This is a genomic window from Providencia rettgeri, assembly GCF_013702265.1.
Lineage (GTDB): Bacteria > Pseudomonadota > Gammaproteobacteria > Enterobacterales > Enterobacteriaceae > Providencia > Providencia zhijiangensis.
Genome location: NZ_CP059348.1, coordinates 2,600,459 through 2,623,698, shown reverse-complemented (window position 1 = coordinate 2,623,698; position 23,240 = coordinate 2,600,459). Strand labels below are relative to the sequence as shown.

The following is a 23,240-nucleotide window of genomic DNA, read 5'->3' as shown; positions in this document are numbered from 1 at the left end:
AATTCACTAATTAATAGCATTTACTGAAGCTACTCTAGCGTTTGGGGTAATTCGAATGTATTTCTTATGATAAGTTGATAATTAAATGGGTTATAATTATATCAATATGGCAATTAAACCACTCAAAACGCTTAACAAGTTTTTGTATTTGCTTTTATGATAAAGCGATTAGCAATAATGATAAAAACACCATGGCAAGGTGGAATAAAGGATGGAGAGAATGATGAAGTTTCGCATAAGTAGCGTTCTTCTCGCGGGAGTTTTAATGATTGGGTGCGCGAGCGTTGACCCAGAAACGCAGCAGCGTTCAGACCCGTTAGAAGGCTTTAACCGAGCAATGTTTAACTTTAACTATAATGTCTTAGACCCATATGTCTTAAGACCTGTAGCCGTTGCTTGGAATGATTACGTGCCAATGCCTGCTCGAAACGGACTCAGTAATTTTCTCGGCAACCTTGAAGAACCAGCCAGTATGTTAAACAGCTTTTTCCGTGGGGAAGTGGAGCAAGGCTTTAAGCACTTTAACCGCTTCTTCTTGAACTCGGTGTTTGGTATCGGTGGCTTAATTGATGTTGCTGGCATGGCAAACCCTCAGTTAGTTAAAGAAGAACCGAAGCGTTTCGGAAATACGTTAGGCTACTATGATGTGGGTTACGGTCCATATGTGGTTTTACCGGGTTATGGCAGCGCAACATTGCGTGAGCAAGGCGGCAACCTAGCAGACGATCTCTACCCAATGCTGAGTTATTTAACGTTCTGGATGTCAGCGGGTAAATGGGCACTGGAAGGTATTGAGACTCGGGCAAGATTACTTGATTCTGATGGATTGCTGAAAAGCTCTTCCGACCCTTACTTAATGTTCCGCGAAGCTTACTTCCAACGTAATGATTTCTTATCTAAAGGGGGAACGCTGCAACCAGCAGATAACCCAAATGCGGCGGTCATTGAAGGCGAGTTGGATTCGATTGACTAATTGGTTGATCGATTGATTTGGTGGGGTTTATCACTCTCTATGTTTTTTTGGACATCAGAGAGTGATAAATAAACTGCTAGTCATTGTCCTGTTTTCCTCGTTGGATGACTGTGTCAATCACGGCACTGACGACTAACACGCTAACAAAGCTGATAGTGAATAATGTTCCCATAATGCCCTCCTATGTTTTTTCCATGGTTTTCCTCAAATGAGCGCTAAGTGAGCAACTTTACTGCGTCTTCATGTCAAAAAGATGAAGGGCAGCATCGTAGTTAAAAATCGATTTAAAAATGGTTGGGTGGATACTTATGACTGGGATCAGTACATGAATAAGCCGCGGGAATGTTTTTAACAATAAAATAACATCGGGCTATAATTAATATATAAATCTGTACAAAAAAAAGTCAAGGAAAAATTTGGCTTGAGGATGATTTTTCTGCGAAGAGCATAAAAAGAAAGTGAAGCAGAGGAAGAAATAGAAGAGGGAGATATCAGGGGAGGGAACTCCCCCGATAAGATATAACTGATTAGAATGTATAGTTAAAGTTAACGCCGTATAACCATGCAGAGCCTTCAGATTTGAAAGCAATCACAGGGGAGCTAGGTGTTTCTGCCAGTTTTTCGTTAATATTCACTTTTTTACCGTGCATATAAGCAATACCTAAGTCCACAGAGGCATCTTTGTTAAATGCATAAGTGGTACCTGCGGTCAGCCAGTAGCGGTCTTGGTCTGGAATTGAGATTGAACGGTATTTAGATGGCACTGGGCTTTCATCGTATGCAATACCCGTACGGAAGGTCCAATTATCATCATAGTAGTAGGTAGTACCTAATGCTAAGCGCCATGCATCATCAAAGTTTTCTGGTTTGTGGAACAGTTCCTTACCATTACTCTTCTGGTAAGCTGTTAGGTCTTTAAAGGTGCTCCAGCCAGTATAAGAAACGCTGTAATGCAGTGCCCACTTAGGATCGACTTTATGGTAACCAGAGAACTCCCAGATATCTGGTAAGTTAAGGTCTAAAGTCCCTTTAACGGTAGTACCGCCTAAACCGCCAATTTGCTTAGGCAAGTCATTAGAATATTTACCGTCTTCAAATTTCACTTTCACTTTTGAGCGGTAAGTAAAGCTTAAGCGGTTATCTTGGTTGATTTCATATAGTAAGCCAGCATTCCAACCATAGCCCCAATCATCACCTTTCAATGATGCTGCGGTTGTACTTGGGGTAACACCAAACATTGGTGGAACAGCTCCTGCACCCATACCCATATGGCGGGTAATTTCAGCATCGGCATAGACAGCGTTAGCACCCACACCAAAACTAAAATTATCATTGATACGATAAGCACCACTTAAATTTAAGTTAACCGTTTTTAAATCTGTTTTTCCGCCGATAGGGCCAGCAGCGTAATCTTTATTGAAATCAGTAGAGAGACCAAAGTTAGTGGTCATTGAGGTACCTACAGCCCATTTATCATTAATTGGGAAGATAAAGTGAGCGTTAGGTACAACTGCGTTAGGAGCGATGTTGTTGGCAGTAAAAGCATCGCTGTCACGGCCTTTAATATCAACGGTTGGGTCGATATAAACAGCACCGAGAGACATGGTTGGTCGATCAAATAACATCATTGCAGCTGGGTTACGGCTGCCTTCACTTGCGTTGTCGCCGACGGCTCCTGCGCCTGAAAATGCACGTCCTAAGGCTGAGGTTGAATATTCATTCAGCAAAAAACCAGCTGCACTTGCATTGGAAGAAATAACAGCCACTGCGATTGCTAAAGCTGATCGAGCAAATAGGTTTTTCTGGTTCATGACCAAAACCCTCTAGTAGTTTTATTTAAATAAGCGACTTCTATCGCAAGAAGCGCTGAATTGTAGGGTCGCTTGCTTCTACGACAAATCAGACCAGTTCAATGAGTATAGGTCTGACCACTGGGTATGTTGCAAGGTTGTTTTGTTTTTGTGCGATTTTTCTTTTCGAAAATGCGATGCAATTAACAAAATGGCAACATTCGCATGAGCTTAACGAGTAATAAGTGCTCATATAAGGAGCTAGATCAAACTTATATTGAATTATTAGCAACTAAATTTGATATCACTAGTGTTTGGCACTTTTTCAGCGTTATGATACTTACTTAACAGTTTGTTCATTGGGAGAATAAAATGACTGATGCGATTAAACGTTGTAGCGCGGATGAAACAGCTGCGTGCTGCTGTGTAGATGTGGGTACCGTTCTGGAAAATAAAGATTGTACCGCATCGTATCAGCATGTTTTTGCGACTCAGCAAGAAGCTGAAGCGATGCTGAAAACACTCACAGAAAAAGCCAAATCTGTTGAGTCAGAACCGTGTGAAATTGCTCACTCAATCAACCCTGTTGCGGGTGGTGTAGAGTTATCGGCTAACTTTACATTTAGCTGTGAAGCAGAAAGTCTGATTTTCCAATTAGGCTTGCGTTAATCAAACGTTTGAATTCCTTTTTAAAGCCCATTAACTCTATTATTTCGCGGATGCGTCATTTTTAGAAGTGAATGGGTTTTTTATTGCTTAAAACTAACCTAATTTCCCCTCTTTATTGCCAATTAATTGTAACTTGTGTGTGAGCTCGCATTTTTTATCGACGCTGATTGATAAATGTGAAGAATATGTTAACAATCGATACAGGTCAGACCTCTCAGTTTAATCACAACAATTCTACTTATTTTTCTTTTAGCAGGAGCGACCATGAATCAACTCTCCCACCATGGCGATAATAAACATGCCACAAAAGAAAGGATTGCCATTGTTAGTGGATTACGTTTGCCTTTTGCTAAACAATCCACAGCCTACCAAAACACGCCAGCGGTAGATTTAGGCAAAACCGTCGTTGCAGAACTACTGCATCGTAGTGATATTGACCCGTCGATTATTGAACAATTGGTTTTCGGGCAAGTGGTTCAAATGCCAGAAGCGCCTAATATTGCCAGAGAAATTGTGTTAGGCACTGGCATGAGTGTCTCGACGGATGCTTACAGTGTTTCTCGCGCCTGTGCCACCAGCTTTCAAGCGATCGTGAATGTGGCGCAAAGCATGATGGTGGGGGATATCTCCGTGGGTGTCGCGGGTGGAGCAGATTCATCCTCTGTGCTGCCTATCGGCGTATCGAAAAAGCTTGCCGCTACACTATTGGCATTAAGTAAGGCCAAATCCTTTGGGCAAAAATTATCGCTTATCAGTAAATTACGTCTGAAAGATTTAGCGCCCGTTGCGCCGGGTGTTGCGGAATACTCGACGGGATTACGCATGGGAGACACCGCCGAGCAGATGGCGAAAAGTTACCATATTAGCCGCGAGCAACAAGATGAATTAGCTCATCGCTCTCATTTGCTGGCCGCCAAAGCTTGGAAAAGTGGCGTGCTAGAGCAAGAGGTGATGACCGCGTATATGCCACCTTACAAGGAAGCATTCTCGCAGGATAACAATGTGCGTGAAAATTCCGTGCTCGCTTCCTATGCGAAACTCAGACCTGCGTTTGATAGAAAACACGGTAGCGTGACCGCAGCCAACAGCACACCATTAACTGATGGGGCGGCTGCTGTGTTGATGATGACTGAATCTCGAGCAAAAGCATTGGGTTATACCCCGTTAGGGTACATCAAAAGTTATGCTTTCTCGGCAATCGATGTGTGGGAAGATATGCTACTGGGACCTTCCTACGCCACACCGATTGCATTACAAAGCGCGGGGCTTTCTCTGCAAGATTTGACTTTGATTGATATGCATGAAGCATTCGCCGCTCAAACACTCTCCAATATTCAAATGTTTGCCAGTCAAAAATTTGCTCAAGAAAAACTTGGCTTGTCGAAGGCGATTGGGGAAATTGATATGGACAAATTTAATGTGCTGGGCGGTTCTATTGCTTATGGTCATCCTTTTGCCGCGACTGGGGCGAGAATGGTGACTCAAACATTGAATGAGCTACGTAGACGCGGTGGCGGATTTGGGTTAACCACAGCGTGTGCAGCTGGCGGACTTGGTGTGGCAATGATTTTGGAGGCGGAATAATGGCGCAACATTCAGCAGTCATCACGGAACCTGCATTCACATTAAAGATAGTAAATGGCAATGTTGGTGTGATTTACATTGATGTTCCTAATGAAAAAGTGAACACCTTAAAGGCGGAGTTTGCACAGCAATTTCATGCCATTTTACAGCAAGCACAATCGACATCAGGCCTGAAAGGCTTGGTGATCACTTCGGGTAAAAAAGACAGTTTTATCGCAGGTGCCGATATTAGCATGATCGCTAACTGCACGAGCAAAGAGCAGGCGAGTGAGCTATCTAAGCAGGGGCACACTCTGTTCGATAAAATTGAAAATTACCCACTCCCGATTATAGCGGCTATCCACGGCGCGTGCCTTGGTGGTGGCTTAGAGTTAGCGCTCGCTTGTCATGCGCGCATTTGTTCAGATGACGATAAAACCAAACTGGGCTTACCTGAAGTGCAGTTAGGGTTACTGCCAGGATCCGGCGGAACTCAGCGTTTACCACGTTTAATTGGGATCCCAAATGCTTTAGATATGATGCTGACAGGACGCCAATTAAAAGGCAAACAAGCGTTAAAAATGCGACTGGTGGATGACGTGGTTCCGGTTTCGATTCTATTGGATACGGCGGTTGAACTGGCACAGAAAGGAGGCGTGAAACGTAAACCTCTCCCTTGGCAACAGCGTTTACTCAGTAGCAAGTTATTGCGTAATAAAGTGTTTTCCAGCGCAAAAGAGAAAACATTAAGTAAAACCCAAGGACACTATCCGGCACCCGAAAAAATTATTCAGGTGGTGAAAGCGGGTATGAATAGCGGGCTAAAAACGGGGTTCGCTGAAGAAGCTAAAGCGTTTGGTGAACTGGCGATGACGCCAGAATCTGCCGCATTACGTAGCCTATTTTTTGCCTCTACCGCATTGAAAAATGAAACTGGGGCGGACGCTAAACCGCAAATCATCAAACAAGTGGGTGTGCTTGGTGGTGGATTGATGGGCGGTGGCATCGCTTATGTGAGTGCGGTATTGGGTAAATATCCGGTACGCATTAAAGATATCTCGGACAAAGGTATCGCTCAAGCTCTGCGTTATAGCTGGGATTTGCTTTCCCAGCGAGTGAGTAAAAGGCGTTTACAGCCTCGGGAGCGGGATGCAATTATGTCTCGGATCTCGGGGACATTGACCTATCAAGGATTAGAGTCAGCAGACATTGTGGTGGAAGCGGTGTTTGAAGATCTGGCACTGAAACGTAAAATGGTGCAAGAAACCGCAAAAATGTCAGATGGCAAAGCGATTTTTGCCTCAAATACCTCTTCATTACCCATCCATCGTATTGCTGAAGGTAGCCCCCATCCTGAGAAAGTGATTGGGCTGCACTATTTTAGTCCCGTGGATAAAATGCCGCTGGTAGAAGTGATCCCACATCAGCAAACGGATGCCACTACCATCGCAACCACGGTTGCCTTTGCTAAGCGCCAAGGTAAAACCGCCATCGTCGTTGGTGATGATGCAGGCTTCTATGTGAACCGTATTCTGGCACCGTATTTGTGTGAAGCGGCGCAATGTCTTGTGGAAGGCGAGGCGATTGACCATATTGATAAGGCATTAGTGAAGTTTGGTTTCCCGGTTGGGCCGTTCCATCTACTTGATGAAGTGGGTATCGATGTTGGAACCAAAATTCTACCCATTTTGGTTGAGCGTTTTGGTAACCGCTTTAAAGCCCCTGATGCGCTCGACAAAGTGGTCAACGATGACCGTAAAGGGAAGAAAAACAGCCGTGGTTTTTATGTTTACGGGCAGACAAAAAGTAAGCTGGCTTTCTGGAAAAAATCCACAAAACGTCAAGTTGACCAGGGTATTTATTCACTGATTAACATTCACCCCTCAACGTCAACGAGCCACACGGATATTGCTCAACGCTGTGTCATGTTAATGCTCAATGAAGCTGCACGCTGTTTAGATGAGAAGATTATTCGTAGTGCTCGAGATGGGGATATTGGTGCGGTATTTGGTATTGGTTTCCCGCCATTCTTCGGGGGGCCTTTCCGTTATATGGATAGCCTTGGTATCAGTAAAACCGTGGAAACGTTGCAACACTTAGCGGAAAAACATGGTGATAAGTTTGCGCCGTGTGATTTATTGATTGAAATGGCACAGTCTAATCACACGTTTTATCCGGTGAATGATCATGAAAAAAATGCATCTTCAACGGAAGAAAATAGCGATATTCACTAAGCGATAATCGCTGTTTAATCAACCTGATGCCGCAGTTAAATGCTGTGGTTATCAGGTTTTTTTTATGGCTGAATAACGAAAAATGTCAGTAAAAAACAATGTAAATCATTTTATTTGCAACGGGTTTGTTGCAGAATCTCTCCTCACCCCAACTGATGGTTATCTTTAACAATAATTATCTTAACAAAAAGACCCGTGTTCTCTCGTGGGACTGCGGCACAGATGGTGGATTATGCAAGTTTATATTATGCGTCACGGCGATGCGGCGATTCAGGCGGCGAGTGACTCAGCAAGACCATTAACCCAAAAGGGAAAAGATGATTCGGTACTGATGGCGAAATGGTTACAAGCCCGTCAACCTCAGATTGATACGGTATTAGTGAGCCCCTATTTACGCGCAGAACAGACATTGCAAGTGATGCGTGATGCATTATCACTACCAGCACAAGCGCAAATCATGGAAGGGTTAACCCCTGGAGGAAATGCGGATTGGATTGCCTCTCAGATTCGAGATTATGCATTTAGTGGTGCCAAGGCCGTTTTGGTGGTTTCGCACCTGCCACTGGTTGGCTATTTGGTCTCAGAATTATGTCCCCACGAAGCACCGCCAATGTTTACAACATCGACGATTGCATGTGTTGAAGTGGATACTGATCAGATGAAATGCCACTTAGAATGGATGCTTAGCCCATCGCAGATTTCGTTGACTCAATCTTAAGTTTGAGCATCCTAGGTGATGAAAGCTGAACGAAGTGAGTGCTTAACGGCGAGCACTCTCAGTCGTTTCAATTAATAACAGCAGCGATGCGTTGCCACCCCACTCTTTAGGGGCTTGGTGAAAAGCAACGATATCAGGATGTTGGGCAAGCCATAGAGGCGTTTGCTGCTTCAAAATATGCTTACCGTGCCCATGCATGATGCAGGCACAATGGACATTTTCCCGCTTACAGGCCGCAATTAACGCACCAATTTCTTGTTTCGCTTCCATTTGGGTCAACCCATGGAGATCCAGAAATAACTCCGGCACATAGTCCCCACGACGTAATTTTTTCAACTCATACGGGTTAGCATCCGGTCTTAAATAGCGAGTAGGACCTTCATTATCGAGCTGTGGTTGAAATTCATCAGAAAAATAAAACGAAGCATCCACTTGTTCTTGCTGAACTTTCTTACTGGATGGTTGAGTGACTTTCGCACGAATAGGGGCATGCACTATTTGGTCTTGGTGAATTTTCTTAGCACCTTGAATAGCGTCTTTAAAGAGATTGATGTCGCCATCTTCTAAGGCGAATTTATTTTTAGTCATTGTTTATAAATCAATTGTTAATAAATGATGCTTTCTTGGATGGGCAAAACAGGACCCACAAAATGGATTGTAGTGTAACCCATTTTTCCCATGAACGGTTATCATAGAATATTTTTAGCGCTACGTAACAAATTTATAACTTTTACGAGAGTAGACATTGACAACAGACCGATAAGTAGTCTAATTGTATATACATATCTATACGTTTTTATTTGTACCTTTCATATGTGAAGCCGAATCGGGTTTCTGCTGCCATGGGATGATTTATGTTATTTAAAGCACACGCAAATGATGTGATCTGGCGTAACGGGCGGATCGCCACAATGAATACTGAACTTGGAACGGCATACGGGTTACTGGAAAATTACGATTTAATCATTCGTGGTGAGCAGATCATTGCCATTCATCCAAGCGACCAAGTTGATGCCAACGGTTGCCACATCATTGATGTTGAAGGGCGCTTAATCACACCGGGACTGATTGATTGCCATACCCACTTAGTGTTTGGCGGTAATCGAGCCGCAGAGTGGGAACAGCGTATGAATGGCGTCTCCTATGAAACGATTAGTGCACAAGGTGGCGGGATCAATTCTACCGTTCGCTCCACGCGAGCCATGAGTGAAGCTGAGCTATTTGAGGTGTCGAAACCGCGTTTAGAAGCGTTGATCCGTGAAGGCGTCACCACCGTTGAAATGAAATCGGGCTATGGTTTAGATCTTGCCAACGAAGAAAAACAACTGTCAGTGGCAAAACGATTATTTGCAGCTTATCCGATCGACGTGAGTTCGACATTACTTTCCGCGCATACGGTTCCACCAGAATATAAAGGTAAAGCGGACGATTACATTGACCTTATTTGCGATGAAATTATGCCGCAGCTATGGAAGAAAGGGCTATTTGATGCGGTAGACGTATTCTGTGAAAGTGTTGGCTTTTCTCTTGAACAAAGCGAGAAATTATTCTTAGCAGCGAAAAAATTAGGAATTCCAGTAAAAGGGCATGTGGAGCAACTCTCTAATTTAGGGGGAAGCGAGCTGGTGGCCGAGTTTAACGGGCTATCAGTCGACCATATTGAATACTTAGATCTCCAAGGTATTCAAGCCCTCAAACGCAGTGGAACCGTGGCGGTATTATTACCCGGTGCGTTCTATTTTTTACGTGAAACCAAATTACCGCCAATTGAACTATTACGCGAAAACCAAGTACCCATGGCCATCTCCACAGACTTTAACCCAGGCACTAGCCCATTTGCCTCACTGCGTATGGTGATGAATATGGCGGCGGTATTATTTAGACTAACCCCTGAAGAAATTTGGGCTGGCGTAACATGTCACGCGGCCAAAGCCCTAGGGCGAGAACACAGCCTTGGGCAACTACGCGTCGGCTATCAAGCCAACTTTGTGGTCTGGAATGCCAAGGATCCGGTAGAAATGATTTATGAACAGGGCAGTAATCCATTAAATCAGCGTGTTTACCAAGGAAAAGTCACCCACAAAAATTAATGGTTTATTTGAGTTAAAATAGAAAAGCGTTTCTGATTTTCAGGTTATATACTCTAAATAATTCGAGGTGCAGCTAGGGGACAAGTCAATGAGTCGCTAGGAGCATACATAAGTATGTAACTAGTGCGAATGAGCGTAGTCAATAACGCTGAAATTTGAAGTATGACGAGTATAATACTATTTATTCATAAAGTTCTGATTGCTGCCTAGGGATCTTATCTCCACTATAGGCAGTAATTATTTTGATTAATTTTCAATGTTGACGACTCACACACATTACTTATTTGGAAATAAACGTGACAGCCGAAAAAAAACCGAAGCTGAAAACTCCTGTTCCATTGTATTTGCAAGTTAAGCAGTCAATTATTGAAAAAATACAATCAGGAGAGTGGCAAGCCAACGATCGTGTGCCTTCAGAAGCCGAGTTGGTAGTGCAGTTTGATTGTAGCCGAATGACGGCGAACCGAGCCTTGCGGGAACTGACCGCTGAAGGGTTATTGGTGCGTCTTCAAGGCGTTGGCACCTTTGTTGCCGAGCCTAAAGGGCAATCTGCCTTGTTTGAAATCCACAGCATTGAAGATGAGATCCTCGCCAGAAATCATCAATACAGCTGCAAAATTAACAAGTTAGAAAAAGTCAGTGCATCAGTAACACTGGCTAAAGAGTTAAATATTTCCCCAGAAACGCCGGTTTATCATTCCGTGATTGTCCATTTGGAGAATGATATTCCAGTACAAATTGAAGACCGTTTTGTGAATGCGCTGGCAGCACCGGATTATCTGGAACAAGACTTTCTGACCATCACTCCCCACGATTATTTATCCCGTGTTGCGCCGCTGACTCAGGGCGAGCATATTGTTGAAGCGGTAGAAGCGGATGACCGCAGTGCCCGGCTTTTGCAAGTGCATGTGGGCGCATCGTGCCTGCAAATTACCCGCCGAACATGGTCACAAAGCCATATCGTGACCAGTACTAAGTTATTGTTTCCCGGTCATCGATATAAACTCAAAGGCAGTTTTTCCTCATAGCGTTTTTCAATTAACGATATTTCATTCTCACACTTATTCTCATCTGAGCGCAGGGCTGTTGGCTGTGCTCATTACCATTCTTGTTAATATCAAATGTAAAATAACTGTGAATTAAATGTGATCTGGTAGGCATATTTAGAATAAAAAAACACCAGTAAAATCAAAGGGTGTTTTTTTATCATATTGTTTTTAATAAATAATATTTATTGCTAGAGTCTATTTTAGTCATCACAATTGTTAAAAAATAAATTGATTGTACATGTATATACAACTATATCTATAAGGAGACGCAATAAGTCAAACACGCATCTAAGTGAGGGTATATTCGTGACAAAGTTAAATAACAAATATCGTAATATTGAAATTCGAGCACCTCGTGGAACGACCTTAACAGCTAAAAGTTGGCTGACAGAAGCGCCACTGCGCATGTTGATGAACAACCTCGACCCTGACGTAGCAGAAAATCCCCATGAACTTGTGGTTTATGGTGGCATTGGTCGCGCAGCCCGTAACTGGCAATGTTATGACCAAATTATTGAATCCCTGAAACAGCTAGATAGCGACGAAACCCTGCTGGTGCAATCAGGAAAACCTGTCGGTGTATTCAAAACCCACGAAAACGCGCCCCGCGTATTAATCGCTAACTCCAACCTTGTGCCACATTGGGCGAATTGGGAGCATTTCAACGAATTGGATGCTAAAGGCTTAGCTATGTACGGTCAAATGACGGCAGGAAGCTGGATTTACATCGGTAGCCAAGGGATTGTTCAAGGCACCTATGAAACTTTCGTTGAAGCGGGTCGTCAACATTACAATGGCGACCTCACTGGGCGTTGGGTATTAACCGCCGGTCTAGGTGGAATGGGGGGCGCACAGCCATTAGCAGCAACGTTAGCGGGCGCTTGTTCATTAAATATTGAGTGCCAGCAAAGCCGCATCGATTTCCGCTTAAGAACTCGCTATGTGGATGAACAAGCCACCGATCTGGATGACGCATTAGCGCGCATCAAAAAGTACACATCAGAAGGCAAAGCTGTTTCTATCGCACTGTGTGCTAACGCGGCTGAAGTGTTACCTGAAATGGTTCGTCGCGGCATTAAGCCAGACATGGTCACCGACCAAACCAGTGCTCACGACCCGCTCAATGGTTATCTGCCAATTGGTATGAGTTGGGATGAATATCGTGAAAAGAGCGTGAAAGACCCGCAAGGCACTGCGCTGGCGGCGAAAAAATCCATGGCGGAACATGTGAAAGCGATGCTGGCTTTCCAAGCCCAAGGTATTCCTACGTTCGATTACGGTAACAACATTCGTCAAATGGCATTGGAAATGGGCGTTGAACATGCGTTTGACTTCCCTGGGTTTGTTCCAGCCTATATTCGCCCACTATTTTGCCGCGGTGTTGGCCCATTCCGTTGGGTGGCGTTATCTGGGGATCCTGAAGATATCTATAAAACGGATGCCAAAGTGAAAGAATTACTGCCAGACGATAAGCATCTGCATCGTTGGCTAGACATGGCGCGTGAACGTATTAGTTTCCAAGGCTTACCAGCACGTATTTGCTGGGTTGGTTTGGGAGATCGCGCCAAATTAGGTTTAGCGTTCAATGAAATGGTCAGAAGTGGCGAAGTTTCTGCACCGATTGTGATTGGTCGTGACCATTTAGATTCAGGCTCGGTAGCGAGTCCAAACCGTGAAACTGAAGCGATGAAAGATGGCTCGGATGCGGTGTCTGATTGGCCGTTACTCAACGCGCTATTAAATACGGCGAGCGGGGCAACGTGGGTATCATTGCATCATGGTGGCGGTGTTGGAATGGGCTTCTCCCAACATTCAGGTGTGGTGATTGTCTGTGATGGTACGGATGCGGCAGCAGAACGTATTGCCCGTGTGCTGCACAATGACCCAGCGACAGGCGTGATGCGCCACGCGGATGCGGGCTATGACATTGCTATCGAATGCGCCAAAGAGAAAAACTTAAACTTACCTATGCTAAAAACACGTTAAGGAGTGCCATTGATGACTAAATTAACTATCCATCCAGGGAAAATGACACTCGACGAATTACGCGTTGTCTTCCAAAAGCCAGTGACTGTCGCGTTAGATAAACATGCCCACAGTGTTATCGAAAAAAGCGTTGCGACCGTAAATCAAATCATTGCGGAAGATAAAACCGCATATGGGATCAATACTGGGTTTGGTTTACTCGCTAACACCCGTATTGCTAGCAAAGATCTGCAATCTTTACAGCGCTCGATTGTGATGTCCCATGCGGCTGGTGTTGGTGAGCCACTGGACGATGATCTGGTTCGCTTGATTATGGTATTAAAAATCAACAGCCTTGCGCGCGGTTTTTCAGGTATTCGCTTGGAAGTGATTGAAGCGCTGATTGCACTGGTTAACGCACAAGTTTACCCATTCATTCCTGCAAAAGGGTCAGTGGGCGCATCTGGCGACCTAGCACCGCTAGCGCATATGAGCTTGATTTTGATTGGTGAAGGGCAAGCGCGCTTTGAAGGCCAATGGCTACCTGCGAAAAAAGCGTTAGAAAAAGCGGGCTTGAAACCATTAACGTTGGAAGCTAAAGAAGGTTTAGCACTCCTGAATGGCACTCAAACCTCGACCGCGTTTGCGTTAAAAGGCTTGTTTGCGGCGGAAAATCTGCTGTTATCTGGCATTGTGTGTGGGGCGTTAAGCGTGGAAGCGACATTAGGTTCACGCAAGCCATTTGATGCGCGTGTCCAAGAAGTTCGCGGTCAAAAAGGTCAAATCGATGTAGCGGCGTTATTCCGCGATGTGTTATCGCCAACGAGTGAATTGTCCCAATCTCACGCAAATTGCTCGAAAGTTCAAGACCCATATTCATTACGCTGTCAGCCTCAAGTGATGGGGGCCTGCTTAACGCAAATCCGTCAAGCGGCAGAAGTGATTTTAATTGAATCTAATGCGGTATCCGATAACCCGCTGGTGTTTACTGATAATGGTGACATTATTTCTGGCGGTAACTTCCATGCGGAGCCAGTTGCCATGGCGTCGGACAATATCGCGCTGGCATTAGCCGAAATTGGTGCATTATCAGAGCGCCGTATTGCGATGTTGATGGACACGCACATGTCCCAATTACCGCCATTCTTAGTTAACAATGGTGGCGTAAACTCCGGCTTTATGATTGCACAGGTGACGGCAGCCGCATTAGCCAGTGAAAACAAAGCATTAGCGCATCCATCTAGTGTGGATAGCTTACCAACATCCGCCAACCAAGAAGACCACGTTTCCATGGCACCAGCAGCAGGTCGCCGTTTATGGGAAATGGCGAAAAACGTGACAGGCATTTTAGCCATTGAGTGGTTATCTGCGTGTCAGGGAATGGATTTCCGCGATGGCTTGAAATCGAGCGAAAAACTGGAAAAAGCCCGTAAAACTCTGCGTGATAAAGTGGCGTATTACGATAAAGACCGTTATTTCGCACCGGATATCGAGGCGGCTATCTCGCTGATTGATCAACATAAACTTGCCACGTTGTTTGCAGCAAACTCGGTTTTTCATTCATAAAAACCAGCAGTTCCTATAAGTAAGTGTTTTAGAAGCAGCCGACTATGTATCGGCTGCGAATTCTCTTCGAAACGACTGATAAAAATACGAAGGACACAACATGCAAAGCACATCACAACTTGCGCGTGGGCTTTCTGCGCGCCACATCCGATTTATGGCCCTCGGTTCAGCAATAGGAACGGGGTTATTCTATGGTTCAGCCAAAGCTATTGAGACTGCCGGCCCGGCCGTTTTACTGGCTTATATTATTGGGGGCGCCGCTGTTTTTATGGTGATGCGCGCGCTCGGTGAAATGGCGGTTCGCAGCCCATTGGCAGGGTCATTCTCCCAATATGCTAGCCACTATTTAGGTCCGCGAGCGGGTTTTTTCACCGGCTGGACATATGTTTTTGAAATGCTAATTGTCTGCTTGGCTGATGTCACGGCATTCGGGGTCTATATGAAACTCTGGTTCCCTGATGTGGCTCAGTGGATTTGGGTGCTCAGTATTATCTGCTTTATCGGTGCCATTAACCTGTGCCACGTAAAAACATTCGGTGAAATGGAGTTTTGGTTGTCGATAGTGAAAGTGGGGGCGATTGTCGCCATGATCGTCGGCGGTGCGGCCATTATGATGTTTGGTTTCGGTCAAGCTGCTGAACATGCGGTTGGGGTATCAAACCTATTTGACCATGGTGGATTTATGCCAAATGGTATCGGTGGGGTTATCGCGTCATTTGCGGTAGTGATGTTTGCCTTTGGTGGAATTGAAGTCATTGGGATCACGGCGAGCGAAGCCAAAAACCCGGAAGTGACTATTCCAAAAGCCATTAATGCGGTGCCTGTACGTATTTTACTGTTCTACGTATTAACGCTATTTGTATTGATGTGCATCTACCCATGGAACCAAATTGGCCAAAATGGCAGCCCGTTTGTACAGATTTTTGATAGTTTAGGCATTTCAGCTGCGGCGAATATCTTGAACGTGGTGGTGATCACCGCTGCCATCTCGGCAATTAACAGTGACATTTTTGGTGCAGGTCGCATGATGTACGGCATGGCTCATGAAGGGCAGGCGCCTAAATCATTCACTAAGTTAACCAAAAATGGGGTGCCATGGATGACCGTCTTAGTCATGGTGCTGGTGCTGTTTATTGGTGTGGTACTGAACTATGTGATCCCCGAAGATGTGTTCTTAGTGATCGCCTCGATTGCTACGTTTGCTACGATTTGGGTTTGGTTAATGATTTTACTGGCACAATTTGCGATGCGCCGTAAGATGACGCCAGAGCAAGTTCAGCAATTGAAATTCCCAGTTCCGATGTGGCCAGTTGCACCTATCCTTGCAATTGCCTTTATGGTGTTTATTTTCGGTGTATTAGGCTATTTCGAAAGTACCCGAATTGCGCTGTATGTGGGTATCGGTTGGCTGCTATTACTCACTATTGCTTACGCGCTATTAGTGAAAAAATCAGGAACGGTGAAAAAACCAGAAAAAACGGCGGAAGAAGTCGAAGAATTAGCGTAACGTTTTTAATATCATGATAGACACTGCGCCCTTGATGAAAATCCGGGGCTCGGTTATTTTTAGCGCCAAAATGCGCAAACAAGTGCTTATCTGCGTATTTTCTTGCATTAATCTGCTGATTTGTCTTTCACTTCGTGGCAAACTTTAGCCATTCAAATTTTCCCTTTTAATCCACAGGCAGGAGAATCCCTTCTTGGAAAAGATCTTCGTTGATGAAGCCGTCGCAGAACTTCATACCATTCAAGACATTTTACGTTGGACCATGAGCCGCTTTAATGCTGCCAATATCTATTATGGTCACGGCACCGATAACCCATGGGATGAAGCTTTACAGTTAGTTTTGCCAAGCCTGTATTTACCGCTGGATTTACCGGATGAGCTACTAACTTCGCGTCTGACTCCAACGGAGCGTCACCGGATTATTGAGCGCGTATTACGCCGTATCAATGACCGTATTCCAGTTGCCTATCTGACTAATAGCTCGTGGTTCTGTGGACATGAATTCTATGTGGATGAGCGCGTGTTGATTCCACGCTCGCCAATTGGTGAGCTGATTAACAACCATTTTGTGGGCTTATTATCTGATGAACCACAAACCATCCTCGACCTGTGCACGGGAAGTGGCTGCATTGCGATTGCCTGCGCCCATGAATTCCCTGAAGCGGAAGTCGATGCAGTTGATATCTCTACGGATGTCTTGGCTGTGACGGAGCAAAACATTGCGAATCACGGTTTAGAGCACCGCGTGATCCCAATTCGTTCTGACCTATTCCGTGATATGCCAGACGTTAAATATGACCTGATCGTTACCAATCCACCGTATGTGGATGCAGAAGATATGGACGATCTGCCGCAAGAGTTCCGTGTCGAGCCTGAGCTGGCACTGGCAGCCGGTAGCGATGGTCTGAAACTGGTTCGCCGCATTCTCGCTAATGCTCCACGCTTCTTAACCGAAGAGGGAATTTTAGTGTGCGAAGTGGGTAACAGCATGGTGCATCTGATTGAGCAATATCCAGATATTCCATTTATCTGGTTAGATTTCGAATTTGGTGGTGATGGTGTGTTTATGTTAACCCGCGAACAGTTGGTTGAACATCACGAGCACTTTGCTCTTTATATTGATTAATATATTAATTAATAAAGAGTTGCGTTACTCGGCATAATCAAATAAAACATAATAATTACGCATAACATCATATTTCTTAACAAGTATAAGAATCGCAAGCAAATAGGAAACAGGGAATGGCTGGAAATTCAATTGGGCAACTGTTTCGTGTGACCACCTTTGGAGAGTCACACGGGCTAGCATTAGGCTGCATCGTTGACGGTGTTCCGCCGGGACTCGCACTGACAGAAGCAGATTTACAAATCGACTTAGATCGCCGTCGTCCGGGCACATCGCGCTATACTACGGCGCGTCGTGAACCCGACCAAGTGAAAATTCTATCGGGAGTTTTCAACGGAGTGACGACAGGCACCAGTATCGGTCTATTAATTGAAAATACCGATCAGCGTTCCCAAGACTATGGTGCGATTAAAGACGTGTTCCGTCCAGGGCACGCCGATTACACGTATGAACAGAAATATGGCCTGCGCGATTATCGCGGTGGCGGGCGTTCATCCGCCCGTGAAACAGCGATGCGTGTTGCTGCGGGTGCGATTGCCAAGAAATACCTGCAAGAGAAATTCGGGATTCAAATTCGCGCATGTTTGACCCAAATGGGCAGCGTAGAGTGTGAAATTAAAGATTGGTCGCTTGTCGAAGAAAATCCATTCTTCTGCCCTGATCCGAGCAAATTGGATGCCCTTGATGAGCTGCTACGTGGCTTGAAAAAAGAGGGTGACTCCATCGGTGCGAAAGTCACCGTTGTAGCTGAAAATGTCCCAGCGGGTATAGGTGAGCCAGTCTTTGACCGCCTAGATGCGGATATCGCCCATGCGCTGATGAGCATTAATGCGGTAAAAGGCGTAGAAATTGGCGATGGTTTTGGTGTGGTGAGCTTAAAAGGCAGTGAAAACCGCGATGAAATCACTCGCCACGGTTTTGCGTCTAACCACGCCGGTGGGATTTTAGGGGGCATTAGCAGTAGCCAGCCAATTATTGCCCATATCGCCATGAAACCGACCTCTAGCATTACCGTTTCAGGGAAAACCTTGAATCGTGATGGTGAAGAAGTTGAGATGATCACCAAAGGTCGCCATGACCCTTGTGTGGGTATTCGCGCGGTGCCTATCGCGGAAGCGATGATGGCAATTGTGCTGATGGATCACTTCTTGCGTCACCGCGGGCAGTGTGCGGATGTTGTGCCAGCAGTGGCGCCATTCGAATAAATCATTGACGTTTTTCAGTGGATATTCTTGCTTGGCAAGGGTATCCACTGTGAGTTAAAGGTTGGGATGAAACCTCGATTATAATCCATCCGGGCTGTGATATTGTTTAGCTTTCAATAAGATAATCAATAGATAACAAATCTGCATCGTGATAGTTCACTTATCTGGAATGTAAAATGGATTGGCTTACCGCCGTTGCGCCTGAAGTCTACGCTCTGTTGTTTTTTGTCGCTCTACTTGCCGGTTTTATTGACTCTATCGCAGGGGGCGGTGGTTTACTGACTATTCCTGCGCTGCTTTCTGTGGGGATCACTCCCGTGGAAACCTTGGCGACCAATAAATTACAAGCTATCGGTGGGTCATTCTCCGCCACACTCTATTTTGCACGGCGTAAAGCCATTAATTTGCGAGAGCAAATCTTCCCCGTGATCATGACGATGATTGGGGCAATGCTCGGGGCGATTTTAATCCAATCCATTGATACCGCTTTTTTAAAGCAGTTGCTGCCAGTGATGGTCATCTGCGTCGGGCTTTATTTCTTACTCACGCCATCTTTGGGGGTGCAAGATAGGCCTCAGCGCGTTAGTATGCCAATTTTTGGGGTTGCTGCGGGGATGGGAATTGGTTTTTATGATGGCGCATTTGGCCCAGGAACTGGCTCTTTTTTAGCGCTCGCTTATGTCTTGCTATTAGGGTATAACCTCGCCAAAGCCACCGCCCATGCAAAATTGTTAAATTTCGCCTCCAATTTTGGATCTTTGATCTTTTTTATTATCGGAGGTCATGTTCTTTGGGTGCTCGGGTTTGTTATGCTTGCCGGCCAAATGGTTGGTGCGAGACTTGGTGCTCGCTTAGTGTTAACCAAAGGACAAAAACTTATCAGGCCGATGATCGTCGTGATTTCACTCTTAATGAGTATTAAGCTGTTAAATGACAGCCACGGTGACGAGATTAAAGCTTGGTTTCTCACATTATTTTAAGATGATTTAAGCGTTCCATGACTCAACATCATTATCAGCAACTTATTGATATTTTCGAACAGTGTTTCGGCGAAGAGTACAATACCAAATTGGTAAAAGGGGACGACGAGCCTATCTATTTACCAGCCGATGACACCACGCCATACAGCCAAATTGTATTTGCACACGGCTTTTTTACCAGTGCTCTCCATGAAATTTCTCACTGGTGCATTGCTGGGGAAAAACGTCGCCAGCAAGTGGATTACGGTTATTGGTACTGCCCAGATGGTCGCGATGAGAAAACCCAGTGTGACTTTGAAGTGGTTGAAATTAAACCACAAGCGCTAGATTGGTTTTTCTGTGTGGCAACGGGCATCCCGTTTAATGTGAGTTGCGACAATTTAGAAGGGGATTTCGAACCCGACCGTATCGCTTTTATGCGCAAAGTGCATGCCCAAGTGATGGAGTACCTCGAAAAAGGTATCCCAGAGAGACCGCTGCGCTTTATTAATGCGTTACAATCGTTTTACAATACACCTCCACTTTGCGCGGAACTGTTCCCTTATCCGGAAGATATTTTCGCCTAATAGAATCACTCACTATAGTTAAGGATTAAGCATGCTTGCGGATTTTGAAACACGCATACTGACAAAAATTGATGATATGGTTGAACACGCCAGCGATGATGAGCTGTTTGCTGGTGGCTATCTGCGTGGTCACTTAACCCTTGCTGTAGCAGAGCTGGAAGAAGAGAACGAAACCAGTGTTGATGCACTGTATCAGCGCGTTGAGCTGAGTATCCAAAACGCCATTAAAGCAGGTGAATTGACCCCGCCAGACCAAGTTTTGGTGCTGGGTATGTGGAAAACACTGTTAGATACCGTGCGTTAGTTTTATGGACTCTATTGACCGCATGTATTCTATTCGATTAGCAACCCATGAAGATGCCCAATTTTTACCTGAGGTAGAAGCGTCTGCGGGGCAGACTTTTGCCGGACATCCGAAGTTTGATTGGATTGCCCAAGGTGAAGTTCAACCGGAAGAAAACCACGTTGAGTGTATTGCGAATGGCTTAGAGTGGCTTGCTGTGGATAATCATGATCAGCCAGTTGGCTTTATTATGGCGGAGCATTTGAGTGATAGCCTGCATATTGTGGAGCTTTCAGTCCAGCAGTCAGCGCAAGGGCAGGGTTTAGGTAAGCGGCTTATTCAGCAGGTTATCGAGTTCGCTCAGTCCCTACAGATTGGTCAGGTTACACTAACCACATTTCGTGATATTCCGTGGAATGCGCCATATTATCAGCGCCTTGGTTTTTCGATAATGGAAGAGGTGCAATTGACGAGTGAATTACAAGATATCTTGCAACACGAAGTGGATGCAGGGTTTCAAGCGATAGATCGCTGTGCTATGCAGTTGAACGTGAATTAAGTTTAATATTGATTCGTACAGAGGGCTTCCAAATGGAAGCCCTTGAGGTTGATGACAAAGAGGGATAAAAGCGTGGTTTTTCCCTCTTTGTGTTATCAGGCGAAAATCAATAAATTGATTTTCCTCGTTAATTTTACAACCCAAAAGAGCCATTTCCAAACCTGATGGTTTGTCAATGGTCTGAGGGCTTCCAAATGGAAACCCTTTTTCGTTTCTGCTTCTTTCACTTATGCTTCTTTCGTGGTGATTGGGCGTCCCGCCAATAACTTTCTCACCCAAAAACGATTTGGATGTAATGCGGAAAGTACGTCATCGTCAGCAGGCATGGGTTCATCAAAAATTTGCGCCGCGAGGATTTCTGCACACAGTGGGGCCGTGGAAAGTCCTCGAGCCCCTAATGCACCGAATACAAACAGGTCAGGATAAGCTGGGGATGGGGCAACGGCGTGTTCGTGGCGCAGTTGGTCAGGTAAATCCGCATATTGCTGCATTAAAGCATCAAAGTCAGGCACATTGCCGAGTAGCGGCATATGGTCGCGGATCACGCAGCGGATCCCTTGGCGAGATTGTTGGTCAGAGATATCCACCTGCGCCGTCCAATCCACATCCGGTAAGCTGGTGAGCAATTTTTGCAGATTTTCTTGCTGCTCTTCCTTAGAGTATTCAAGACTCAAATTATCGCGTTGATAACTCGCCCCCAAGCAGTGGTGCTGGTTTGTGGTATCTTCCGGCGTCATATAACCTTCGAAGCACAACACGGTTTTTAATTGCTGCAATGTTGGGTTTGTCGGAATATGGCTCACTTGCCCACGAACAGGGGTGATAGGCAGGTTCTGAGTCTGCTCAAATTGATTCAGCAAATGGCCATTGGCAATCACCACCGTTTGATGATGGGCTGTTTGCTGGTTATCGAATGTCAGTTCCCAACCGTTTTCTGAACGTTGTAAGCCGGTGACTGACAGACCAAAGTGGAATTTAACGCCTTCTTCAGCGAGTTTTTGCGCTAAGCTTTCGCATAATTGCGCAGGGCATAGCCAGCCGCCAGAGGGGTAATAAATACCTCGATGATTGACATCCACACCACTAAGTTCACTGAGTTGTTGCCTATCTTTGCCAACAACAAACTCTTCCGGCCATTCGGTTTGCAGCATGTTGTCGATTTTTTTGGTGGATTTAGGGTTATACGCCATTTGGCTTACCCCACACCATTGCCCATTAAATTCGATACCTTGCGTGCTCAGTTGCTGATAAAAGCGAGTGGCAAACGGGAAGCCACTGACAAAAAAGCGCTCTAGGGCATTATCGTTCCCGGTTAATAGGGGGTAGACTGCACCTTGGCGGTTTCCAGACGCATTTTGGGCGACTTGCTGGTCTTGACAGTAAATAGTGACATTCACACCGCGTTTCCTGAGTGAACGGGCTAAGGTGAGGCTGGCAATACCACCGCCAATAATCGCGATATCATCGGTATGAGATGCGGGTTGACGCGCAAACCAAGGTGCCATCGGGCGAGTCAGATTATTTTCTAGTACCCCCGTTAGCATTTGACGTTTCTGACCAAATCCTTTGGTCTTCATGATTGTAAAGCCCGCTTGCTGTAATCCACGTTTAACAAATCCAGCAACCGTAAAGGTGGCAAATGTTCCACCTTTACGTGCAAATTTTGCCATTGCAGCGAACAACTGTTCGCTCCACATCTGCGGGTTTTTGGAAGGGGCAAAACCATCTAGAAACCACGCATCTATCTTATTGTTTAAATTGTCATTAAGTATGGATACTTGCGTATTTACATCACCAATCCATAAATCGAGGGTGATTGCACTATTTTCTAAAATAATTCGATGGTTACCGGGTAAGGCGGGTGGCCACTGTTCGCATAATTGCTCTGAAAGCTCGGCTAACTCTGGCCAACAACGGTGTGCGGCGATTAAATCGGCTTTTGATAAAGGGTATTTTTCGAAGCTAATAAAATGTAATCGTTGTAATTTTGCATTGGGGTTTTCGGCTTTGAATTGGTTGAAGGCCTGCCATAAAGCGAGAAAATTCAATCCAGTACCAAATCCTGTCTCGGCAATCACACAAGTTTCATCTTGGTGTGTTAGAAATCGCTGTGGAAAATGGTTTCCCTGCAAAAACACATGGCGACTCTCTTCTAAGCCATTTTGGTTAGAAAAATAGATGTCTTCAAACTGTTCTGAAATCGGTGTGCCTTCCTCATTCCAACTGAGGTGAGCGGTTTGTACAGCTGTCTTTTTCACGTTTAAGCCCGTTATTGCAAAATCATATTCAAATTCTAACGCTGATATCACTGTAAGGCTACCGTCACATAAAAGCCTTATTTGTGTCATGATAAAAAAAATACAAATATTTACCCTGATCGGACTTGTTCAGCGTACA

The 23,240-nt window shown here is 45.1% G+C and carries 19 protein-coding genes; 16 read left to right on the top strand and 3 right to left on the bottom strand.

Going from position 1 to position 23,240, the window contains the following annotated elements; genetic code table 11:
• Positions 1-223 precede the first annotated feature (223 nt).
• On the top strand, positions 224-973 hold the full coding sequence (gene mlaA / locus H0913_RS12005) for a phospholipid-binding lipoprotein MlaA (protein WP_154639331.1): 750 nt from the start codon (positions 224-226) through the stop codon (positions 971-973).
• Between the two features lie 527 nt (positions 974-1,500).
• Here mlaA and fadL read toward each other — a convergent pair.
• Positions 1,501-2,784, bottom strand: coding sequence for a long-chain fatty acid transporter FadL (gene fadL / locus H0913_RS12000; protein WP_181477325.1), 1,284 nt, complete (start codon positions 2,782-2,784; stop codon positions 1,501-1,503).
• Between the two features lie 351 nt (positions 2,785-3,135).
• Here fadL and H0913_RS11995 point away from each other — a divergent pair, with 351 nt between their 5' ends.
• The 4 genes from H0913_RS11995 to sixA all read left to right on the top strand — a co-directional run bounded on the left by H0913_RS11995 (position 3,136) and on the right by sixA (position 7,947).
• A complete protein-coding gene (locus H0913_RS11995; RefSeq protein ID WP_132495504.1) occupies positions 3,136-3,432 on the top strand; it encodes a YfcZ/YiiS family protein in 297 nt (98 codons plus the stop codon).
• A 264-nt stretch (positions 3,433-3,696) separates the two neighbouring features.
• On the top strand, positions 3,697-5,016 hold the full coding sequence (gene fadI, locus H0913_RS11990) for an acetyl-CoA C-acyltransferase FadI (RefSeq protein WP_181477324.1): 1,320 nt from the start codon (positions 3,697-3,699) through the stop codon (positions 5,014-5,016).
• Positions 5,016-7,229 carry a fatty acid oxidation complex subunit alpha FadJ gene (gene fadJ / locus H0913_RS11985; protein ID WP_181477323.1) on the top strand — a complete coding sequence of 738 codons (2,214 nt, stop codon included), beginning with the start codon at positions 5,016-5,018 and terminating at the stop codon, positions 7,227-7,229. The genes fadI and fadJ overlap by 1 nt, the downstream gene beginning before the upstream one ends.
• A gap of 232 nt (positions 7,230-7,461) precedes the next feature.
• Positions 7,462-7,947, top strand: a complete 486-nt coding sequence (gene sixA, locus H0913_RS11980; RefSeq protein ID WP_154602913.1) for a phosphohistidine phosphatase SixA — start codon at positions 7,462-7,464, stop codon at positions 7,945-7,947.
• A gap of 42 nt (positions 7,948-7,989) precedes the next feature.
• Here the strand turns inward: sixA and smrB are convergent, their stop codons facing one another.
• Positions 7,990-8,535 carry an endonuclease SmrB gene (gene smrB / locus H0913_RS11975; RefSeq protein ID WP_036949350.1) on the bottom strand — a complete coding sequence of 182 codons (546 nt, stop codon included), beginning with the start codon at positions 8,533-8,535 and terminating at the stop codon, positions 7,990-7,992.
• Positions 8,536-8,801: 266 nt separating this feature from the next.
• Here smrB and hutI point away from each other — a divergent pair, with 266 nt between their 5' ends.
• The 11 genes from hutI (at position 8,802) to H0913_RS11920 (ending at position 20,843) form a co-directional block, all read left to right on the top strand.
• Positions 8,802-10,037: an imidazolonepropionase gene (gene hutI / locus H0913_RS11970; protein WP_181477322.1), complete on the top strand. Its 1,236-nt coding sequence runs from the start codon at positions 8,802-8,804 to the stop codon at positions 10,035-10,037.
• Between the two features lie 296 nt (positions 10,038-10,333).
• Positions 10,334-11,065: a histidine utilization repressor gene (hutC, locus tag H0913_RS11965; protein WP_181477321.1), complete on the top strand. Its 732-nt coding sequence runs from the start codon at positions 10,334-10,336 to the stop codon at positions 11,063-11,065.
• 327 nt (positions 11,066-11,392) lie between these two features.
• The gene (hutU, locus tag H0913_RS11960; RefSeq protein WP_036949358.1) at positions 11,393-13,072 is read left to right on the top strand and encodes a urocanate hydratase; all 1,680 of its coding nucleotides are present in this window, start codon (positions 11,393-11,395) and stop codon (positions 13,070-13,072) included.
• Between the two features lie 12 nt (positions 13,073-13,084).
• Positions 13,085-14,617, top strand: a complete 1,533-nt coding sequence (gene hutH / locus H0913_RS11955) for a histidine ammonia-lyase (RefSeq protein ID WP_181477320.1) — start codon at positions 13,085-13,087, stop codon at positions 14,615-14,617.
• A 100-nt stretch (positions 14,618-14,717) separates the two neighbouring features.
• The gene (locus tag H0913_RS11950) at positions 14,718-16,124 is read left to right on the top strand and encodes an amino acid permease (RefSeq protein ID WP_181477319.1); all 1,407 of its coding nucleotides are present in this window, start codon (positions 14,718-14,720) and stop codon (positions 16,122-16,124) included.
• A 193-nt stretch (positions 16,125-16,317) separates the two neighbouring features.
• The gene (gene prmB / locus H0913_RS11945; RefSeq protein WP_154602909.1) at positions 16,318-17,250 is read left to right on the top strand and encodes a 50S ribosomal protein L3 N(5)-glutamine methyltransferase; all 933 of its coding nucleotides are present in this window, start codon (positions 16,318-16,320) and stop codon (positions 17,248-17,250) included.
• Positions 17,251-17,366: 116 nt separating this feature from the next.
• Positions 17,367-18,455 (top strand): chorismate synthase, encoded by a 1,089-nt coding sequence (gene aroC, locus H0913_RS11940; protein ID WP_181477318.1) that lies wholly within the window; start codon positions 17,367-17,369, stop codon positions 18,453-18,455.
• Positions 18,456-18,631: 176 nt separating this feature from the next.
• Positions 18,632-19,435 (top strand): TSUP family transporter, encoded by an 804-nt coding sequence (locus H0913_RS11935; RefSeq protein WP_154602908.1) that lies wholly within the window; start codon positions 18,632-18,634, stop codon positions 19,433-19,435.
• A 17-nt stretch (positions 19,436-19,452) separates the two neighbouring features.
• A complete protein-coding gene (locus tag H0913_RS11930; protein ID WP_154602907.1) occupies positions 19,453-20,001 on the top strand; it encodes an elongation factor P hydroxylase in 549 nt (182 codons plus the stop codon).
• Between the two features lie 31 nt (positions 20,002-20,032).
• Complete coding sequence (locus H0913_RS11925) at positions 20,033-20,305, top strand: YfcL family protein (RefSeq protein WP_181477317.1); 273 nt, start codon at positions 20,033-20,035, stop codon at positions 20,303-20,305.
• 4 nt (positions 20,306-20,309) lie between these two features.
• Entirely contained in the window at positions 20,310-20,843 is a 534-nt protein-coding gene (locus H0913_RS11920) for a GNAT family N-acetyltransferase (RefSeq protein WP_181477316.1), read from the top strand.
• 227 nt (positions 20,844-21,070) lie between these two features.
• Here H0913_RS11920 and mnmC read toward each other — a convergent pair whose 3' ends face one another.
• Complete coding sequence (gene mnmC / locus H0913_RS11915) at positions 21,071-23,101, bottom strand: bifunctional tRNA (5-methylaminomethyl-2-thiouridine)(34)-methyltransferase MnmD/FAD-dependent 5-carboxymethylaminomethyl-2-thiouridine(34) oxidoreductase MnmC (protein ID WP_220127908.1); 2,031 nt, start codon at positions 23,099-23,101, stop codon at positions 21,071-21,073.
• Positions 23,102-23,240 lie beyond the last annotated feature (139 nt).